Here is a 17,041-nt window from a genome sequence, read left to right as displayed (position 1 = left end):
GCATATTCAACGTGACCGACGTCCGAGAACGAGAGAGGTGAGCAGGTGGCCAGGAAAGTGTCACCGCGACCGCTGGAGAGCAGGCCACGCGTCACGGTCGTGGTTCCCTGCTACAACTACGGCCGATTCCTGGCCCCCTGCCTCGCGAGTTTCATCGACTCCGAGGGGCTCGACGTCGATGTGATCATCGTCGACGACGCCTCACCCGACGGCAGCGCCGCCGTCGCTCATGAGATCGCCGCCCGGGACCCGCGCGTGCGGGTCATCGCGCACACCACCAACATGCGGCACATCGCCACCTACAACGAGGGCCTGGCGGCGGCCGAGGGCGAGTACGTGATGCTCCTCTCGGCCGACGACCTCCTCGCGCCGGGAGCGCTGACCCGGTCGGCCGCCCTGCTCCAGGCCCACCCCGAGGTGGGCATGGTGTACGGCTTCGCCCGCCGCTTCACCGGCGAGACCCCGCCGCCGCCCCGCACCGCGCTGAAGTCCTGGTCGATCTGGGACGGCCCGGAGTGGGTGGCGAAGGTGAGCCGCAGGGTCAGCAACCCGATCTACACCCCCGAGGTGCTCATGCGCACCTCGGTGATGCGGGAGCTGGTCGGCTACGACGCCCGGCTGCCGCACGCCGCCGACTTCCACCTGTGGATGCGGGCCGGCACGCGGGCCGCCATCGGCCGGGTCAACGGCGTCGACCAGGCCTTCTACCGGGTTCACGGCGCGAACATGCACGTCGAGCAGTACTCCGGCGCCGTGCGCGACATCCAGGAACGGCACCTCACCCTGCAGATCCTGTTCGCCGAGGACGGGCACCTGCTGCCCGACGCCGAGACCCTGCGCACGGACTCGCTGCGAGCGCTGGCCCGGGAGGCGCTGCTGCTCGCCTGCCGGCCGTACGAGCACGGGTTGCCGGCGGACGAGCTGAACCGCCAGGCCGATCAGCTGGACCAGCTCGCGGCGCTCGCCGCCGAGATCTGGCCCGAGTCGAAGGAGAGCAAGCTGAGCCGCACCTATCAGCGTCACGTCGCACGTGCCCGCCAGGGCAAGGGACCGGCGCCGACGGCGCCGGTCATCGTGTTCCGTGACCGCGTTGTCAACCACCTCGGCTGGCGGCGCTGGCGCCGGACCGGCATCTCCCCGGCGGTGGGTTCGCTGTGACCTCGAACCCGACATCCGGCCCCGACGACATCATCACCCTGTCCGGGCTGACGAAGCTCTACGAGCCGACGCCGCGCTGGATGCGCATGTTCGCCCGGTCCCACATGACCGAGCCGGTACGCGCGCTGGACGGCGTCGACCTGGTGGTCCGGGCCGGTGAGGTCTGCGCGATCGTCGGTCCGAACGGCGCCGGCAAGACGACGATGTTCCGCATCCTGGTCGGCCTCACCACGGCCACCGGCGGCTCGGCCACCGTCCTCGGGTTCGACGCGGCCCGCGACTCCGAGCAGGTCCGCCAGGTGGTGGGCTGGATGCCGTCGGAGGACCGGAGCCTGCTCATGCGGGCCACCGCCAAGGAGAACCTCCAGTTGCACGGCCGCCTCCAGGGCATGCCGCGCAAGGATCTGGCGGAGCGGATCCCGTACGTGCTGGAGACGGTGAACCTGTCCGCCCAGACCGAGTCGGTCGTCGCCGGCCTCTCGGCCGGCATGCGCGCCCGGCTGCGCCTGGCCCGGGCCCTGCTGCCCGGCCCCCGCGCGCTCATCCTGGACGAGCCGACCGGCGCCGTGGACCCGATCGCGGCGCACGGCCTGCTCACCCTGATCATGGATCTGGTCAAGCAGGAGCAGCTGGCCGTGCTCATCTCGTCGCACCGCCTCGAGGAGATCGAGGCGCTGCAGTCCCAGGCTCTGCTGATGGACCGGGGCCGGGTCAAGTACTCGGGCGACCTGGACAGCCTGCGCCGCGAGTGGGACCGCCCCGAGATCGAGTTCGTCCTCGACAACCCGGCGATCGCGAACCAGCTGGCCGAGAACCTCATCGGGCAGGGCCTGCACGTCGCCGTCGACGGTGAGAACGTCCGCTGCCGGCCGAACGCCTCCGAGCCGGTCGGCGCGGTGCTGTCCCGGCTGGGCGACCTCACCGCCGCCGTCCGGCACGTCCGGGAGATCCCGATGCCGCTGCGCGACCTGATCGCTCAGGTCTACAAGCAAGGAGAGTCGCGTTGAGCCTGGCCTATCCGAGCGCGGTGCACCGCCGCAGCCGGGCCCGGAAGGTGCGGGACACCTTCGAGGGCTACATCCGCATCGACCTGGTCGAAGAGCGGATGTTCCCGGCCTCGACGATCCTCCGGTACGTGGCCGTGGCCTTCCCGGTCTTCCTGTACTACTTCCAGAGCGCGTTCCTCAACATCAGCGACAACCTGTTCATGACGATGCTCATCGGCACGGCGGTGATCGCGGGCCTGCAGGACGCGCTCACCGGCCTCACCAGCCGGCTGAGCTTCGCGATGGAGCGCGGCACGCTGGAGACGTACCTGGTCGAGCCCGTTCCGTGGGCGCTCATCCCGGTCGCGATGAACATCTGGCGCAGCTTCACCGGCGCCCTTTTGGCCTGCGCCATGGTGGGCCTCGGCTGCCTGCTGGGCGGCACGATCGACGCGTCGGCCATCCCGCTCGCCCTGCTGGTGCTGTTCCTCGGCATCGCCGCCTGCAACGCTCTCGGCTCGTTCGCCGCCGCGTTCATCCTGCTGTTCAAGCGGGGCGAGCCGGTGGTGGCGCTCTACAGCCTGGCGGCCTCGGTGCTGGGTGGCGCGCTGTTCCCGATCTCGACCCTGCCCAGCTGGATTCGCTGGGCGAGCTACCTGGTGCCGCACACCTACGTCATCGACGCCGAGCGCCAGCTGCTCATGGGCGACGCCGCCACCGGCCACATGGCCCCCGCCCTGTCGATCGGCATCCTGGCGGTCTTCACCGTGATCGCGTTCCTCAGCGGTCTGTTCGTGTTCGACCGCGCGCTCCGGCTCGCCCGGCGACTGGGGATCCTCAGCATATGAGCTCCATGTTCTCGGCCTCGCGCCGCCGCGAGGCCATCCGCGTCCTGCGCAGCACGGGCCCGCGCGGGCTAGCCCAGCGCGCCGTGCGGGCGGCGTACGACCGGCTCGGCGCGTCCGAGCTGAACGCGAAGCTGGACCTGGACCTCATCGCCGACTCGCGCCGGCTCAACCTTCCGGTGCCGGCCCGGCGACCGGCCCGGGGAACCCCGCTCACGGTCGGGTGGATCTGCGTGCCGCCGGCGGCCGGCTCGGGCGGGCACACGACGCTGTTCCGGATGATCGAGGGCATGGAGGCCGCGGGCCACAAGTGCGTCCTCTACACCTACGACGTGTACGGCGGCGAGCTCGCCCGGCACGAGCAGGTCATCCGGGACAACTGGCCGGGGATGAAGGCCGAGGTCCGCTCGGTGTACGACGGGCTCGGCCCGCTCGACGCCTACGTGGCCTCGTCCTGGGAAACCGCCCACGTGCTCGCGTCGCACACCGAGCTGGCGACCCGGCGGCTCTACTTCATCCAGGACTTCGAGCCGCTGTTCTATCCGTCCGGCTCGCACTACGTGCTGGCCGAGGACACGTACCGGTTCGGGTTCCGCTCGTTGGTGGTCGGGCCGATGCTGGCCGACCTGCTGCGGGACAAGTTCGGCATCGAGGCGGCCATCGCCGAGTTCGGCTGCGACACCTCGGTGTACCGGCTGACCAACCCCGAGCCGCGCAACGGCGTCGTCTTCTACGCGAAGCGCGACTACGCCCGCCGCGGCTTCATCGTGGGCGCGCTGGCCCTGCGCGAGTTCCATCGGCGGCACCCCGACCAGGAGATCCACCTGTTCGGGGACTCGACCGCCTCGGTGCCCTTCCCGCACACCAACCACGGGACCCTGCGCCCGGCGCAGCTCAGCGAGCTGTACAACCGCTGCGCGGCCGGCATCGCGATGTCGTTCACCAACCTGTCGCTGGTGCCGGACGAGATGCTCGCGTGCGGCGTGGTGCCGGTGGTCGGCGAGAACGACTACGCCAAGGCCAGCATGGACAACCCGTATGTCCGGTGGGTGCCGCCGACCGGGTCGAGCATCGCCGACGCTCTCAGCGACATCGTCTCCGGCGGTGGTCCGGCGCCGGCGCTGGTCGCCGCGAACATCCGGCAGACGCCGTGGGACGTGGCCAAGCGGGTGACCCGGGAGACGATCGAGGACGAGGTCTACGGGCCGGCGTGAGCCGGTGGCACGGAGAAGGGGCGGATGGCCGAAGCCATCCGCCCCTTTCGTTGGCGTCTACGCCTCGCCGGCCGCGAGCAGGTTGATGAGGAACGCGACGGTCGTGGCGTCCGCGCCGTGCTGCCCGCCGAGGAGGCCGTCGAGCCATTCGTGGCGCAGCACCGGCACCGCGTAGAGCGCCGCGCAGGACTTCGGCTCGGCCCGCCAGTGCGTGAGCACCAGCTCGGCGTACTCGCTCGCGCCGAGCTGGGGGCGGCGGCCACGGGTCAGGCGCTGGCTCACCTTCCCGACGATCTTGCGAGCCTCGACCGTACGGGTCTGCAGGCGCCCGCGCAGCGACCGGGTGCCGACCTGGGCCGGCACCAGACCGGTGTCCAGCGGGATGTTGGCGAGTTCGGTGTCCAGGCGGCTCATGAGCCGGCCCAGCAGCTGCGAGTCGCGCTTGTCGGCGGGCGCCACCGCGAGCGCGAGCTCGATGAAGCGCCGGTCGAACATCGGGTTGACGAAGTGCCGGCGGACCGCGGCCACCGTGCCGTGCGCGGCCGACCACCGGTGCATGCGGTGCAGCAGGTAGAACTCGTCGGTGGCGCGCAGCCAGTCGCCCGGGGCGAAGTAGTCGTTGAGCCGGCGCAGGGTCGACTCGCGGGCCGCCTCGAGCACGGCCGGGTCCAGCGCGTCCGGCGTGACCGCCTCGTTGCTGAACAGCCGCCAGCTCGCCAGCCGCTCCACCAGATGCGGCGAGGTGGTGGCGTGCGTGGGCTGGCCGGCGTAGTAGAAGCCGCGGGCCACCTCACCGCCGAGGCCGGACAGCCGGTGCCCCTGTTCGAGGTGGCTCTCGGCGAGCAGCAGCGGGGCCAGGGCGAGCGGGCTGGCCTGGCACTCCAGCGCCCGGGCCGCCTCCAGCGCGAGCGTGTGCGCCTCGTGCGGCTCGGGCCATCGGTGCTCGTCCAGGCGGTGGATCTGGTGCTTCATCCCGTACCGGCGGGACAGCTCGGCGGCGATCCGCACGTCGGCGGTCTCGCCGGCGCCGAGGGTGAGCGTCCGCAGGCCGGCCCGCTGCTCCGGCGGCAGGGCGGCGAGCAGGATCCGCGAGTCGTGGCCGCCGGTGAGCTGAAGCGTCGACTCCGGGTGCGCGCCGACGTAGCTGGACTCGAACGCCCGCAGGACGTCGGCCATCTCGGCCACCGCCTCGTCCAGGTCCGGCGCTCGTTCGGGACGCGCCGGCGGCGACGTGTACTGCCGGGAGGTCAGACGACCCTCGCTCAGGGTGGCGATGGTCGCCGGCGGCAGGGTGCGCACACCGGAGAACACCGTCGTGTCGCCGACCTGCCAGCCGATCAGGGCCTGGGCGCCGAGGCCCTCGGCGTCGAAGCCGCCGCCGGCCAGCTCGGCCAGGGCCCGGGCACTGGTCGACACGGCGGCGACCCCGGGGCCGGTCCACCAGTAGAGCTGGCGGAATCCGAGCCAGTCGACCGCGATCACGACCGGCTCCCCCGCCGCCGGCCGGTGGGCGGCCGCGAACGGCGGCAGAAGGTCGCTCAAGCGGCTCTCATCGGCCAGCAGAGCGCCCAGCTCGGCGCTGGGCACGTCGGACAAGCGCGTGCGCACCGTGCGCGCCAGGCGGGCCGTGAAGCCGCCACCGGGCCGGGACAGCAGATCGTCGGGCTCGGCGCCGGCCCCGGCGATCCAGCCGTCCGCCGTCTCCTCGACGTGGTCGATGCCGGTGTCCGCGTCGGCGAGGCAGTCCATGGCGGACTGAAGAGGGTGGCGCAGGCGTTCGGCGGCGCCGGGGCCGAGCGACACGCACAGGAAGGCTCTCATCGGGTGGCGATACCTCGCTTAGCAGTTTCGGTCAGTTGTCCGCCGGCACCGGGGCGCCGTCTTCCCAGACGTTGTTCTTCCAGACGTTGCCGGGCTGTCCACTCCGGAAGTCGGCGACCGGTCCGTACCCGCCGCACTTGCGGTTCTTGCCGCGGGCGAAGACGTTGCCTTCGAAGACGATGTTCCGGACGCCCGACGTGAACTGCTTGTCGGACGTGCTGCCGCCGTAGACGCAGTAGGAGATGTCGGGGCTGGCGCCGAGGAAGTTGTTGCGGACGGTGATCGCGGACACCGGACCGAAGTCGGCGAAGAGGTTGACGTCCCCGGAGCATCCGCCGCCGGCGGCGTTCGACTGGGCGTCGCAGACGATGGTGTTGTGGATCAGCGTCACGTTCGAGGTGCCGCCGACGGCGGTGTCGTTGGCCAGGAAGCCGCCGAGGTGCCAGTCGGTGCCTTCGCGCAGGAGCTGCCCGTGCAGCCACGAGTCCCGGATGTCGCAGTTCGCGTAGCAGCTGACGGCGGTCTGCCCACCGTGGATGTTCGACCGCCGGATGGTCATGTTGGTGCTGAGCACCGCCGGTCCCTGCCACTCGCCGGCCGCCACCTCGGAGTCCTGGAGCGTGAAGGAGTACGCGGTGGCCTCGGTGGTCGTGAGGGTGCCCTTGATCAGGCTCTTGCTGATCACCACGTTCTGAGCGCGGATCATGAACGGATCGCAGTTGACGAGCTTCCCGGTGATCTCGGTCCCGCTCTTGGTGATGGTGCACGGTCCGCTGTAGGCGGCCAGGTTCGTGCCCGCCGGAACACCGGTGTTGCCCGCGCCCGGGAAGCCGCCGGGACCGGCGGCATCTCCCCCGGCCGCGTTCTTGCCGGCCGACGTGGAGGAGCTCGGGGAGCCGCTGCTCGCCGAGAGGCTCGGGATCGGCGGGATCGAGAACTGCAGTGCGGGCGCCGACGCGTTCGCGGCCGGGCCGAGGCTGGTCGCCGAGGTCGAGCCGGTCGGGTTCGCGGAGACCGGCTCGTCGCCGCCGTTGCGGTACTGGTAGCCCAGGAAGCCGGCGGCGAGGAGAATCGCCGCCGTCAGCACGGCGACCGTCGCCCGTGCTCGCCAACGTGTGCCTCTCCCGCTGGGGATGTCTGCACGCGGCTCGGTCACTGCTCTGCCTTCCTGCTTGAGGGAGTAGCTATGGGGTACGGACGATAGCCGGTGACCAGGCGTCCTTGACCAGCACCTGCGGGGCGCCGCTGCCGTCCGCGGGCACCCGCCACACGTCGCTCGACGCCGAGCCCGAGGTCTCCCGCGGCAGCCCGTAGATCACCGTGTTGTTGTCCAGCCATTCGACCTGGTCATCGATGCTGTGCTGTTCGGCGAGCGACGTTTCCTTTCCGGTCTTCAGGTCGTACACCGCCAGATGCCACTTTCCGGGCGGCAGGTTGCCGTGCTTCTTGAACGCGATGCGGGTGCCGTCCGGCGAGAGGGAGGGGCACTCGACGTCGCCGCGCAGCGCAGTGACCGTGTGCTGGGCCAGGTCACCCTTCACGAGCCAGGTCTTCTTGCCGGAGGCGGCGGTCGCGTAGAACGTGTCGTCGTCGGCGAACGTGACGCCCCACAGGTTCTTGTCGGACGCGGTGATCACCTTGCCGTCCACGATCAGGTTGAACTTCTCGATGTCGCCGACCACCTCGCCGTCGGTGCGGGTGACCAGGGTACGAGTCGAGAACTGACCGGGGTTGGCATAGGAGTCGCCGAAGACGAACGTGGTGGTCGCGGCCAGTGACCCGTCGCGGGACAGGCGGGCCCGGCTCGGGATGCCGGTGAGCGGCAGGTCGCGCGTCTGGTTCCAGGACTGGTCGAGCAGCTTCGCCTGATAGGTGGTGACCAGGCCACGGTTGGCGTACAGGCAGATCGCGTCGGTGCCGGTCGCGTAGACCCGCTCGCAGCTGGCCTGGGTGAAGGTCCGCGGTCCGCCGGGCGAGGTGAGCGGCACGACCGCCACCTTGCCGTAGTTCGCGCCGAGGGCGGTGCTGCGGAAGACCAGGTGCGGCTCGGACCGCAGGATGCCGAGGTCGCCGCCCTCGGCGACGACCGGTGCGCTCGCGAGCGTCTTGGCCTGCTTGTCCCGCTCGCGCAGCACGAACCCCCCGGCGCCGACGAGGGCGACGACGAGGATCGCGGCCAGCACGATGATCCGCATCCGAGCGGTCACGCGGTGACCTCCGCCGGCTCGGCCTGCGACCGGTCGATGCCGCGCAGCAGCCACGCCGCGACCGGGATCATCGCGGCCAGCAGCGCCATGAACAGCAGCAGCGACCGGGCCGGGCCCTGGACGCTCCAGAGCAGCCCGAAGCAGACCGAGGAGGCGAACCGGGCCACCGCCTGCACGGTCTGGGCGGCCGCGATGCCGCTGCCCCGCGCGTCGTCGGAGACCAGGCGGCTGATCAGCGCGGGCAGCACGCCGTCGGTGGCGGCGTAGAAGACGCCGAGCAGCGCCAGGGTGCCCAGCGTCAGGCCGATGCCGCCGGCGGGCAGGGCGGCGAGCACATAGCAGGCCAGCAGCGCGCCGTGGCCGGCGAGCAGGACCTTGCCGCGGCCGATGCGGTCGGCGAGGCGGCCGAGCGGGATGGCGAGCGTCAGGTACACGAGGTTCGTGCCGACGTACAGCAGCGGGAAGTACGTCGCGGCGAAGTCGTCGCGCTCCTGCAGGGCCAGGTAGAGGAAGCCGTCGCCGACGGTCACCAGGCCGAGCACGGTGGCGGCGATCAGCGGCCCGCGCAGCTTGCGGCCGGCGACCTCCCGCATCACCATGCGCAGCCCGACCCGGGCGGCCGTGGCCGTGGTCTTGAGGTTGGGCACGAACAGCAGCAGGACGACGACGCCGATGGCGGCGAACGCGAACGACACCACGAAGATGGAATCGTAGCTGCCCGGAACGGCCGCGAGCAGGGCAAACGCCACAAGTGGGCCGATCGCCGCGCCGACCGTGTCGAGCATGCGGTGCACGCCGAAGGACCGGCCGAGCATCTTCGGGTCGGAGGAGGCGGCGATCAGCGAGTCGCGGGGCGCGGTGCGCAGGCCCTTGCCGAGCCGGTCGGCGGTAATGACGCCGGTGATGGCGGCGAAGCCGTGGGCGGGAAGCATCACGATGCGGCTGACGGCCGAGGCGCCGTACCCGAGCACGGCGACCCACTTGGGGTGGCCGCCGCGGTCCGCCGCGTAGCCGCCGGCGAGCCGGACGAGGGCGCTGACGCCCTGGTAGACCCCGTCGAGGAAGCCGTACGCGACCGGGCTGAGCCCGACCACCGCGGTGAGATACAGCGGCAGGATCGAGTTGATGCTCTCCGAGGAGATGTCGGTCAGGAGGCTGACCACGCCCAGCAGGACGACCGTCGTCGAGACCCGCTTGACGGTTTGGCCGACCGCCGCCGGCTCGTCGGATCCGGGACGATCCCGCAGCGTCACGTACACGTGTGCTCTTCCCTCCCCTGCCTGGCCAGGCCCGCGATCACGCTACCGGTGCCCCGGGCCGGGGGTCCTGGCCTGTTCCGCCCGATCTGATGGCAGATCGGGCGGTCCGCGGCGACGTTCAGGCCAGCGCGGCGGCGAGCGCCTCGGCGACCCGGGCCTGCTGGTCGGGCGTGATCTGCGGGTAGATCGGCAGCGACAGGATCTCCGGGGCGATCTGCTCGGCGTTCGGGAACGAGCCGCCCAGGTAGCCGAAGGCGCCGGTCTTGTGCACCGGGAACGGGTAGTGGATGGCGGCGCCGACGCCGGCCGCGTTGAGCTTGGCGATGACGTCGTCGCGGCGGGCGCCGGTCGGGTCGCCGGGCACGCGCACGCAGTAGATGTGCCAGACGTGCTCGTTGCCCTCGAGGGTGGCCGGGGTGATGACGTCGAGGCCGGCCAGCAGCTCGTGGTAGCGGGCGGCGACGGCCCGGCGGCGGGCATTCCAGTCGGCGAGGCGGGCCAGCTTGGCCCGCAGCACGACCGCCTGGAGGCCGTCGAGGCGGCTGTTCACGCCGATCAGGTCGTGGTGGTACTTCTTGAGCCCGCCGTGGCTGCCGAGCGTGCGGACGGTCTCGGCCCACTCGGCCGAGGCGGTCACGACCGCGCCGGCGTCGCCGTAGGCGCCCAGGTTCTTGCCGGGGTAGAAGCTGGTGGCGGCGATGCCGTCGACGGCCGCCGGAAGCCCGTTCCGGGTGGCGCCCTGGCTCTGCGCCGCGTCCTCGACGATGGCGATGTCGCGGCCGGCCAGGCCGGCGCGCAGCTGATCGACGGGGGCGAGCTGGCCGTAGAGGTGCACGGGCGCGATCGCCCGGGTGGCCGGGGTGATCGCGGCGAGCGCGGCCTCGACATCGATGAGGTACGTACGCGGGTCGCAGTCGACCAGCACGACCTGTCCCCCGGCGCGGACCACCGCCTCGGCGGTCGCGATGAAGGTGTTGGCCGGCAGGATCACCTCGGTGCCGGGGCCGACGCCGACCGCGCGGAAGGCGAGCTCGAGCGCGTCGGTGCCGTTGGCCACGCCGATGCAGTGCGGCACCCCGCTGAACGCGGCGTACTCCTGCTCGAACGCGGCCACCTCGGCGCCGCCGACGAACGCCGTGGTGGCGATGATGCGCTTGAAGCCGACCTCGACGTCCTCGGCCACCTCCGCGTGGGCGGCGGCCAGGTCGACGAGCGGGATGCGGTTCATGGTTCGTTAGCTCCTCAGGGATGCCGTCTGATCGGCGCTGCGTAGTTTGCGGGCCGGGCTGCCGACCCAGATCTCATCGGGCGGAACGTCGGTCAGCACGACGGAGCCCATCCCGACCAGCGACCAGGCGCCGATCGTGACGCCCTCGCGGACCAGGGCGCCGGCGCCCACGTACGCGCCGGTCTCGAGCATCGCGCCGCCGCCCAGCCGGACGCCGGAGGCGATGGTCGCGTAGTCGCCGACCACGTCGTCGTGGGTCAGCACGGCCTGCGGCATGACCGCCACGTGCGACCCGACGGTGACGTCGGCGGTGAGCACGGCGCCGGCCAGCAGCACGCTGCCGGGGCCGACATGGCAGCCGGCGCCGATCGAGGCGGCCGGGTGCACCACCGTCGCGTACCGGTCGGCGGCGAGGCCGAGCCGCTCGACGATCCGCCGCCGGGCCGTGTAGTTGCGCGGGTTGCCCACGCACACCACGACGGCCGCCTCCGGCATGTCGTGCACCCGGGAGACCGGCCCGAGGATGGGCCGGCCGGACCGGGTCGTGCCGTGCAGGGCGGGATCGTCGTCGAGGAATCCCACCACCCGCCAGGCCGGGCCGGCGGCCGCCGCGGTCTCCCGCGCGAAGCCGCCGGCGCCGACGATGACGAGGTCGTTCACCGGCTCGCCAGGTCGCGCAGGATCCCGACGATGTACTGCTGGTCGTCGTCGGTGAGCGCGTGGTGCAGCGGCAGGATCAGCGAGTCGCGGGTCAGCCGCTCGGTCACCGGCAGCGGGGCCGGGATGACGTCGGCGTAGGCCGGCTCGAGGTGGGCGGCCATGATGCCGCGGCGGCCCGACACGCCCTTGGCCGCGAGCTCGGTCAGCACCTCGTCCCGGCCCACCGGGAAGCCGTCGAGCAGCACCCAGAAGGACTGGTAGTTGGTCTGCCCGTAGGCCGGGTCGCGAACCGGGACCAGGCCGTCGATGCCGGCCAGCAGCTCGTGGTAGCGGGCCGCCAGCTCGCGCCGCTGGGCGACCAGGCCGGGCAGCCGGCCGAGCTGCACCAGGCCGACGGCGGCCTGGATGTCGGTCATCCGGTAGTTGTAGGCGGTCTCGAGGTAGGCCTCGAGGACCGGCTGCTTGCTGGCGTGCCGGTCGGCGGCGGACACGTTCATGCCGTGCTCGCGCAGCCGGCGCAGGCGGGCGGCCTGGTCGGCGTCGTCGACGGTCACCATGCCGCCCTCGCCGGTCGTGATGACCTTGCGGGGGTGGAACGACCAGGCGGCCACGGCGGCGCCGGCGCCGGCCGGCTGGCCGTAGGCGGTGGAGCCGGCCGCGCAGGCGGCGTCCTCGACCAGGCCGATGCCCCAGCCCTCGGCCGCCTTGCGCAGCGCGACCGTGTCGAACGGCACGCCGCCCTGGTGCACGGCGATGACCGCGCGGGTGCGCGGGGTGCGCACGGCGTCGATGGTCTCGACGGTGAGGTTGCCGGTGGCCAGGTCGACGTCCGCGAAGATCGGCGTGGCGCCGACGTAGCGGACCGCGTTGGCGGTGGCGATGAACGACAGCGACGGGATGATGACCTCGTCGCCGGGGCCGGCGCCGAGCAGCACCAGGGCCAGGTGCAGGCCGGTGGTGCAGGAGCTGACGGCGACGCCGTGGCCGGCGCCGACGAAGGTCGCGAACTCCTGCTCGAACTTGGCGACGCGGGGGCCCTGGGCGACCCAGCCGGAGCGGACGGCCTCGGCCGCGGCCTGGGCCTCCTCCTCACCCAGCATCGGGATCATGACCGGAATCTTGCGCTCCGTCACTTCGAGGACCTCCACCAGTCGACCAGGCCCTCGAGGCCCTCGTTCAAGGAAAGCGAAGCGCGGAAGCCCAGCTTCTCCTCGGCCGCCGCGGTGCTGGCCAGGCGGCGAGTGACGCCGTTGACCGCGCGGGCCGGGCCGTGCTCGGGGGCGAGGTCGGACTTCATCACCTCGCTGAGCGCGGCGGCCAGCTCCTTGAGGCTGGTCTCCTCGCCGCTGGCGATGTTGAAGACCTCGTCGGTGACGTCGGCCTCGGCGGCCAGGATGTTGGCGCGAGCGATGTCGGCCACGTGCACGAAGTCCATCGTCTGCAGGCCGTCGCCGAGGATCAGCGGCGGGGTGCCCGACTCGATGCGCTCCATCCAGCGGATCAGCACCTCGGTGTACAGGCCGTAGATGTCCATCCGCGGGCCGTACACGTTGAAGTAGCGCAGGGCGACGTAGTCGAGGCCCTTCATGGCGTGGAAGCTGCGCAGGGTGGCCTCGTTGAAGGCCTTGGCGGCGCCGTAGAACGTGTCGTTGTTGTACGGGTGGTGGCGCTCGGTGGTCGGGAACTCCTCGGCCAGGCCGTAGACCGACGCCGACGACGAGGCGATGAGCTTCTTGACGCCCGCCTCGGCCGCCGCCTCGACCACGTTGAACGTGCCGTCGACGAGCACCTCGTTGGCCAGCCGCGGCTCCTCGGCGCACTGGGTGATGCGGATGGCGGCCAGGTGGAACACCAGGTCCTTGCCGGCGGTCACCTCGCGTACCAGCTCCTGGTCGCGGATGTCGCCCTCGACCAGCCGCACCGGGCCGTTCGCCGAGGCCCAGGCGAGGTTGTCCCGCCGGCCCCGCACGAAGTTGTCGAGGACCACGATCTCGGCGGCCCCGCCGCGGACGAGTTCGTCGACGACGTGCGAGCCGATCGTGCCCGCTCCGCCGGTGACGAGGGCGCGAGTGCCCTCGATCTGTACGCCAGTCACGCCATGTGCCCTTCGTCGAGCTTGATCATCGTTCCGCCTTCGGCCAGGCTGCGTGAGGCGGCCTGCAGGATCTCCAGCACGCGCAGCCCGGCGCGGCCGTCGGTCAGCGCCGGCGTGCCGGTGCGGATGGCCCGCGCGTACTCGTCGACCATCGTGCGCAACGCCTCGCGCTCGGTCAGCGCCGGGGCCACCATGTCGCCGGAGCGGTACGAGACGAGAATGTCGCGCCGCTGCTCGTCGCCGAGCTCGTCGGGCGAGGCCACGTCGACGCCCCGGTCGTAGACGGCCAGGCGCTGGCTGGGGTTCAGGTCGTCCCAGACCAGGGTCCGCTTGGAGCCGCCGAAGATGGCGGTGCGGACCTTCACCGGGCTCAGCCAGTTGACGTGGATGTGCGCGATCGCGCCGGTGCTCAGCTGCAACGTGAGATAGGCCACGCAGGCCCGGCCCGCGCCGATGCCGTCGGCCCCGTGCGCGGCCACGGCGATCGGGCGCACGGTCGGCGGCAGCACGAAGTCCAGGATGGACAGGTCGTGCGGGGCGAGGTCCCAGATCACGTCGATGTCGCGCTGCACGAGACCGAGATTGATCCGTACGGAATCGAGGAAGTGCAGGTCGCCCAGCTCGCCGGAGTGCAGCATCTCCCGGATGCGCAGCACCACCGGGGTGTAGCAGAACGTGTGGTCGGTCATCAGCGTCAGGCCGCGGCGCTCGGCCTCCTCGACCAGCAGCACGCCCTCCTCGTGGGTCGCCGCCAGCGGCTTCTCGACCAGCACGTGCTTGCCGGCCTTGAGCGCGGCCATGGCGACCGGGAGGTGGGTGCCGGCCGGGGTGGCGATGGCGATCGCGTGCACCTGCGGGTCGGCGAGCACCTCGTCGAGGTCGGCGGTGACCTGCACGGTCGAGTAGCGGCCGAGAACCTTGCGCGCGCGATCGACGTCGAGGTCGCACAGCCAGCGCAGGTGGAACTCCTGGGAGCCCTGGAAGTTACGGACGAGGTTGGGGCCCCAGTATCCGGCACCGACGACGGCGATACCGATCGGCTCTTCAGAAGTCACAAGCATCCGTTTCGTTGGGAAGCCGCGGAAAGAGACGGCTTCGTCGGCTTCGTCCGTGGGAACGTGAGCAGTCGACGGCAAGCTATCGATCCCAGCGGGTGCGCCGCCAGATCACTGACGGAAATCAGGCGGAAGCCGTGAGGTGGTCGCGGTACCTTCGGTCGCCGGGCGTGCGACTGACGGTCAAGCCGCTCAACCCTTCGGTCAGATCGGGCGCGAGCGTCGATTTCGCTACAGCCGATCGGCCACCGCGCCACTACCCTGGCCCCCCATGAGCGAACCCACGATCGCGCCGACCGCCGACGTCGACGAGCGGGCCACCATCGGCGACGGCACCCGCGTCTGGCACCTGGCCCAGATCCGCGAGGATGCCACGCTCGGCGCCAACTGCAACATCGGCCGCGGTGCGTACGTGGGTCCCGGCGTCACCATCGGCGACAACGTGAAACTCCAGAACCACGCGCTGGTCTACGAGCCCGCGGTGCTGGGCGACGGCGTCTTCGTCGGGCCGGCGGCGGTGCTCACCAACGACGAGTACCCGCGGGCGGTCACCCCGGACGGCCGGCTCAAGACCGGCGACGACTGGCACGCGGTCGGCGTCACCATCGGCGACGGCGCGGCGATCGGCGCCCGGGCGGTGTGCGTGGCGCCGGTGACGGTGGGCCGCTGGGCCCTGGTCGCGGCGGGCGCGGTCGTCACCAAGGACGTGCCCGACTACGCGCTGGTGGTCGGCGTGCCGGCCCGCCGGGTCGGCTGGGTCGGCCGGGCCGGCCGCCCGCTGGTCGCCAAGGGCGACGGCGTCTGGGTGTGCCCGGAGTCCGGCGACGAGTACGTCGAGACCGACGGGGTGCTTCAGACCCGGTAGGTGGCGACCGTCGCCTGCAGCTCGGCGGCGGTGCGGGCGAGCTCGCTCGCGGTCTGCTGGGTCTCGGTGGCGCCGTCGGTGACGTGCTTGGCCGCCTCGGCCACGCCGGCGATGGTCTCGGCGATCGCCGACGAGCCGTCGGCGGCCCGCACGACGCTGCGGGAGATCTCGCCGGTGGTGGCGGTCTGCTCCTCGACGGCGGCGGCGATCGTCGTGGTGTAGTCGCTGATCGTGGTGATGACCCGGCCGATCTCCTGGATCGCGCTCACCGCCGCGCCGCTCTCGGCCTGGATCGCGCCGACCTGGGCGGTGATCTCCTGGGTGGCCCGGGCGGTCTCCATGGCGAGGTCCTTGACCTCGGAGGCGACCACGGCGAAACCCTTGCCCAGCTCGCCGGCGCGGGCGGCCTCGATGGTGGCGTTGAGGGCGAGCAGGTTGGTCTGCTCGGCGATCGCGGTGATCGTCTTGATCACGTTGCCGATCTCGGCCGAGGCCTCGCCGAGCCGGGAAACGCTGGCGTTGGTGACCTCGGCGGCGCGGGCCGCGTCGGCGGCGACCACGGCCGCCTCGTTGGCGTTGTCGGAGATCTCGCGGATCGAGACGCCCATCTCGTCGGCGCCGGCCGAGACCGCGCGGACGCCGTCGGAGACCTGCCCGGCCGACTCGGCGACGGCGCCGACCTGCACCGAGGTCTCCTCGGCCGAGGCGGACAGCTGGGCCGAGACGGCGGACAGCTCCTCGGAGGCCTCGGCCAGCAGGCCGGAGCTGGTGGTGATGCGGCCGACCATGCCGGCCATCGACTCGGCGGTGCGGTTCAGCGCGACCGCCATCCGGCCGACCTCGTCGCGGCTGTCGACCTCGACGCGCGCGGTCAGGTCGCCGTCGGCGATCCGGGCCAGCGCCCCGACGCAGCGGTTGAGCGACCGGACGATGAGCCGGGCGATGCCGGCCGCCAGCGCCAGCCCGGCCAGCATGGCGACCGCGAGCATCATGCCCACCAGCCACTTGGTGCGCTGGTAGCGGCTCTCGGCGGTGGTCTCCTGGGCGGCACCGGCGCCCATGGTGAGGCCGGCCAGCGCGGTGAGGTCGGTGCGCACGGCGGTCTGGGCCTCGGCGATCTCGGCCGCGCGCAGCTTGGCGAGGCCGGCGCGGTCGCCGGACTCGGCCATCGGCATCAGCCGGTTCTCCAGCAGGTCACGGTACGCGGTCCAGTGCGTCCCGAAGTCGGTGGCGGCGGCCGCCTCGGCGGCGCCGAGCGGGAAGGCCGTGTAGGCGGTCCGGAACTCCTCGACCTTGGCCTGGTTCGCGGTGACGGCGGCCTTGGCGGCGGTCAGCTCGGCGGCGGTGCCGGCGAGCTGGTAGTCGTCGGCGCCGAGCCAGACCTTGTTCACCGAGGTGCGCAGGTTGCCGATGGCGGCGAGCTCCTGCTCGTGCACGTAACCCGTCTTGACCTGCTGGTTGGTGGCGCCGAGGCTGCTCAGCGCGTAGAGGCCGTCGACGGTGCTGAAGGCCGCGACGATCCCCACCGCCACCATGATCTTCGTACCGACCCGCCGGTCGGTCAGCATCCGGAACGCCACTTCGCCACCACCTCGTCTGAGAAAACCCCGCAATGAGGGTTTCGGCGGCAGCGTAAGTGGGGTGAGGT

Annotated in this window: 15 protein-coding genes; 5 read left to right on the top strand and 10 right to left on the bottom strand. The window is 71.9% G+C overall.

From position 1 onward, the window contains the following. The first annotated feature begins 45 nt into the window (after window positions 1-45). From ACZ6TB_RS11950 to ACZ6TB_RS11935, 4 genes are read left to right on the top strand one after another with little or no spacing between them, the layout of a single operon-like run. Window positions 46-1,158 carry a glycosyltransferase family 2 protein gene (locus tag ACZ6TB_RS11950; protein ID WP_465553388.1) on the top strand — a complete coding sequence of 371 codons (1,113 nt, stop codon included), beginning with the start codon at window positions 46-48 and terminating at the stop codon, window positions 1,156-1,158. Continuing rightward, on the top strand, window positions 1,155-2,165 hold the full coding sequence (locus ACZ6TB_RS11945; protein WP_465553386.1) for an ABC transporter ATP-binding protein: 1,011 nt from the start codon (window positions 1,155-1,157) through the stop codon (window positions 2,163-2,165). Before ACZ6TB_RS11950 ends, ACZ6TB_RS11945 begins: the two co-directional genes overlap by 4 nt. Next, window positions 2,162-2,992 carry an ABC transporter permease gene (locus ACZ6TB_RS11940; protein ID WP_465553384.1) on the top strand — a complete coding sequence of 277 codons (831 nt, stop codon included), beginning with the start codon at window positions 2,162-2,164 and terminating at the stop codon, window positions 2,990-2,992. The genes ACZ6TB_RS11945 and ACZ6TB_RS11940 overlap by 4 nt, the downstream gene beginning before the upstream one ends. Next, window positions 2,989-4,203 (top strand): rhamnosyltransferase WsaF family glycosyltransferase, encoded by a 1,215-nt coding sequence (locus ACZ6TB_RS11935; protein WP_465553383.1) that lies wholly within the window; start codon window positions 2,989-2,991, stop codon window positions 4,201-4,203. The genes ACZ6TB_RS11940 and ACZ6TB_RS11935 overlap by 4 nt, the downstream gene beginning before the upstream one ends. Before the next feature lie 57 nt (window positions 4,204-4,260). Here the strand turns inward: ACZ6TB_RS11935 and ACZ6TB_RS11930 are convergent, their stop codons facing one another. The 9 genes from ACZ6TB_RS11930 to ACZ6TB_RS11890 all read right to left on the bottom strand — a co-directional run bounded on the left by ACZ6TB_RS11930 (window position 4,261) and on the right by ACZ6TB_RS11890 (window position 14,534). Next, complete coding sequence (locus tag ACZ6TB_RS11930; RefSeq protein ID WP_465553381.1) at window positions 4,261-6,024, bottom strand: asparagine synthetase B family protein; 1,764 nt, start codon at window positions 6,022-6,024, stop codon at window positions 4,261-4,263. Window positions 6,025-6,055: 31 nt separating this feature from the next. Beyond that, on the bottom strand, window positions 6,056-7,111 hold the full coding sequence (locus ACZ6TB_RS11925) for a hypothetical protein (protein WP_465553379.1): 1,056 nt from the start codon (window positions 7,109-7,111) through the stop codon (window positions 6,056-6,058). Between the two features lie 97 nt (window positions 7,112-7,208). Next, the gene (locus ACZ6TB_RS11920; protein ID WP_465553377.1) at window positions 7,209-8,231 is read right to left on the bottom strand and encodes a TolB family protein; all 1,023 of its coding nucleotides are present in this window, start codon (window positions 8,229-8,231) and stop codon (window positions 7,209-7,211) included. Then, window positions 8,228-9,490 (bottom strand): MFS transporter, encoded by a 1,263-nt coding sequence (locus ACZ6TB_RS11915; RefSeq protein ID WP_465553375.1) that lies wholly within the window; start codon window positions 9,488-9,490, stop codon window positions 8,228-8,230. The genes ACZ6TB_RS11920 and ACZ6TB_RS11915 overlap by 4 nt, the downstream gene beginning before the upstream one ends. A gap of 118 nt (window positions 9,491-9,608) precedes the next feature. After that, entirely contained in the window at window positions 9,609-10,718 is a 1,110-nt protein-coding gene (locus ACZ6TB_RS11910) for a DegT/DnrJ/EryC1/StrS family aminotransferase (RefSeq protein WP_465553373.1), read from the bottom strand. Window positions 10,719-10,724: 6 nt separating this feature from the next. Next, window positions 10,725-11,378 carry an acetyltransferase gene (locus ACZ6TB_RS11905; RefSeq protein WP_465553371.1) on the bottom strand — a complete coding sequence of 218 codons (654 nt, stop codon included), beginning with the start codon at window positions 11,376-11,378 and terminating at the stop codon, window positions 10,725-10,727. After that, window positions 11,375-12,511 (bottom strand): DegT/DnrJ/EryC1/StrS family aminotransferase, encoded by a 1,137-nt coding sequence (locus ACZ6TB_RS11900; RefSeq protein WP_465553369.1) that lies wholly within the window; start codon window positions 12,509-12,511, stop codon window positions 11,375-11,377. Before ACZ6TB_RS11900 ends, ACZ6TB_RS11905 begins: the two co-directional genes overlap by 4 nt. Further along, the gene (locus ACZ6TB_RS11895) at window positions 12,508-13,473 is read right to left on the bottom strand and encodes an NAD-dependent epimerase/dehydratase family protein (protein ID WP_465553367.1); all 966 of its coding nucleotides are present in this window, start codon (window positions 13,471-13,473) and stop codon (window positions 12,508-12,510) included. The genes ACZ6TB_RS11900 and ACZ6TB_RS11895 overlap by 4 nt, the downstream gene beginning before the upstream one ends. After that, window positions 13,470-14,534, bottom strand: a complete 1,065-nt coding sequence (locus ACZ6TB_RS11890; RefSeq protein WP_465553365.1) for a Gfo/Idh/MocA family protein — start codon at window positions 14,532-14,534, stop codon at window positions 13,470-13,472. The genes ACZ6TB_RS11895 and ACZ6TB_RS11890 overlap by 4 nt, the downstream gene beginning before the upstream one ends. 265 nt (window positions 14,535-14,799) lie before the next feature. Here ACZ6TB_RS11890 and ACZ6TB_RS11885 point away from each other — a divergent pair, with 265 nt between their 5' ends. Next, window positions 14,800-15,393 carry an acyltransferase gene (locus ACZ6TB_RS11885; RefSeq protein WP_465553363.1) on the top strand — a complete coding sequence of 198 codons (594 nt, stop codon included), beginning with the start codon at window positions 14,800-14,802 and terminating at the stop codon, window positions 15,391-15,393. On the opposite strand, the gene ACZ6TB_RS11880 is transcribed toward ACZ6TB_RS11885, so the two are convergent. Further along, window positions 15,381-16,973: a methyl-accepting chemotaxis protein gene (locus tag ACZ6TB_RS11880; protein ID WP_465553361.1), complete on the bottom strand. Its 1,593-nt coding sequence runs from the start codon at window positions 16,971-16,973 to the stop codon at window positions 15,381-15,383. The two genes, ACZ6TB_RS11885 and ACZ6TB_RS11880, sit on opposite strands and share 13 nt — an antisense overlap. Between the last annotated feature and the right edge of the window lie 68 nt (window positions 16,974-17,041).

This window comes from Actinoplanes sp. NPDC051537 (assembly GCF_055586105.1).
Note: the sequence above shows the minus strand (reverse complement) of the source record. Positions and strands in the feature narration are given on the sequence as shown.

Excerpts from the sequence above, each read along its gene's own strand:
- ACZ6TB_RS11890 (WP_465553365.1), bottom strand. The coding sequence starts at position 14,534 with ATGCTTGTGACTTCTGAAGAGCCGATCGGTATCGCCGTCGTCGGTGCC.
- ACZ6TB_RS11930 (WP_465553381.1), bottom strand. The coding sequence starts at position 6,024 with ATGAGAGCCTTCCTGTGCGTGTCGCTCGGCCCCGGCGCCGCCGAACGC.
- ACZ6TB_RS11885 (WP_465553363.1), top strand. The coding sequence starts at position 14,800 with ATGAGCGAACCCACGATCGCGCCGACCGCCGACGTCGACGAGCGGGCC.
- ACZ6TB_RS11910 (WP_465553373.1), bottom strand. The coding sequence starts at position 10,718 with ATGAACCGCATCCCGCTCGTCGACCTGGCCGCCGCCCACGCGGAGGTG.
- ACZ6TB_RS11935 (WP_465553383.1), top strand. The coding sequence starts at position 2,989 with ATGAGCTCCATGTTCTCGGCCTCGCGCCGCCGCGAGGCCATCCGCGTC.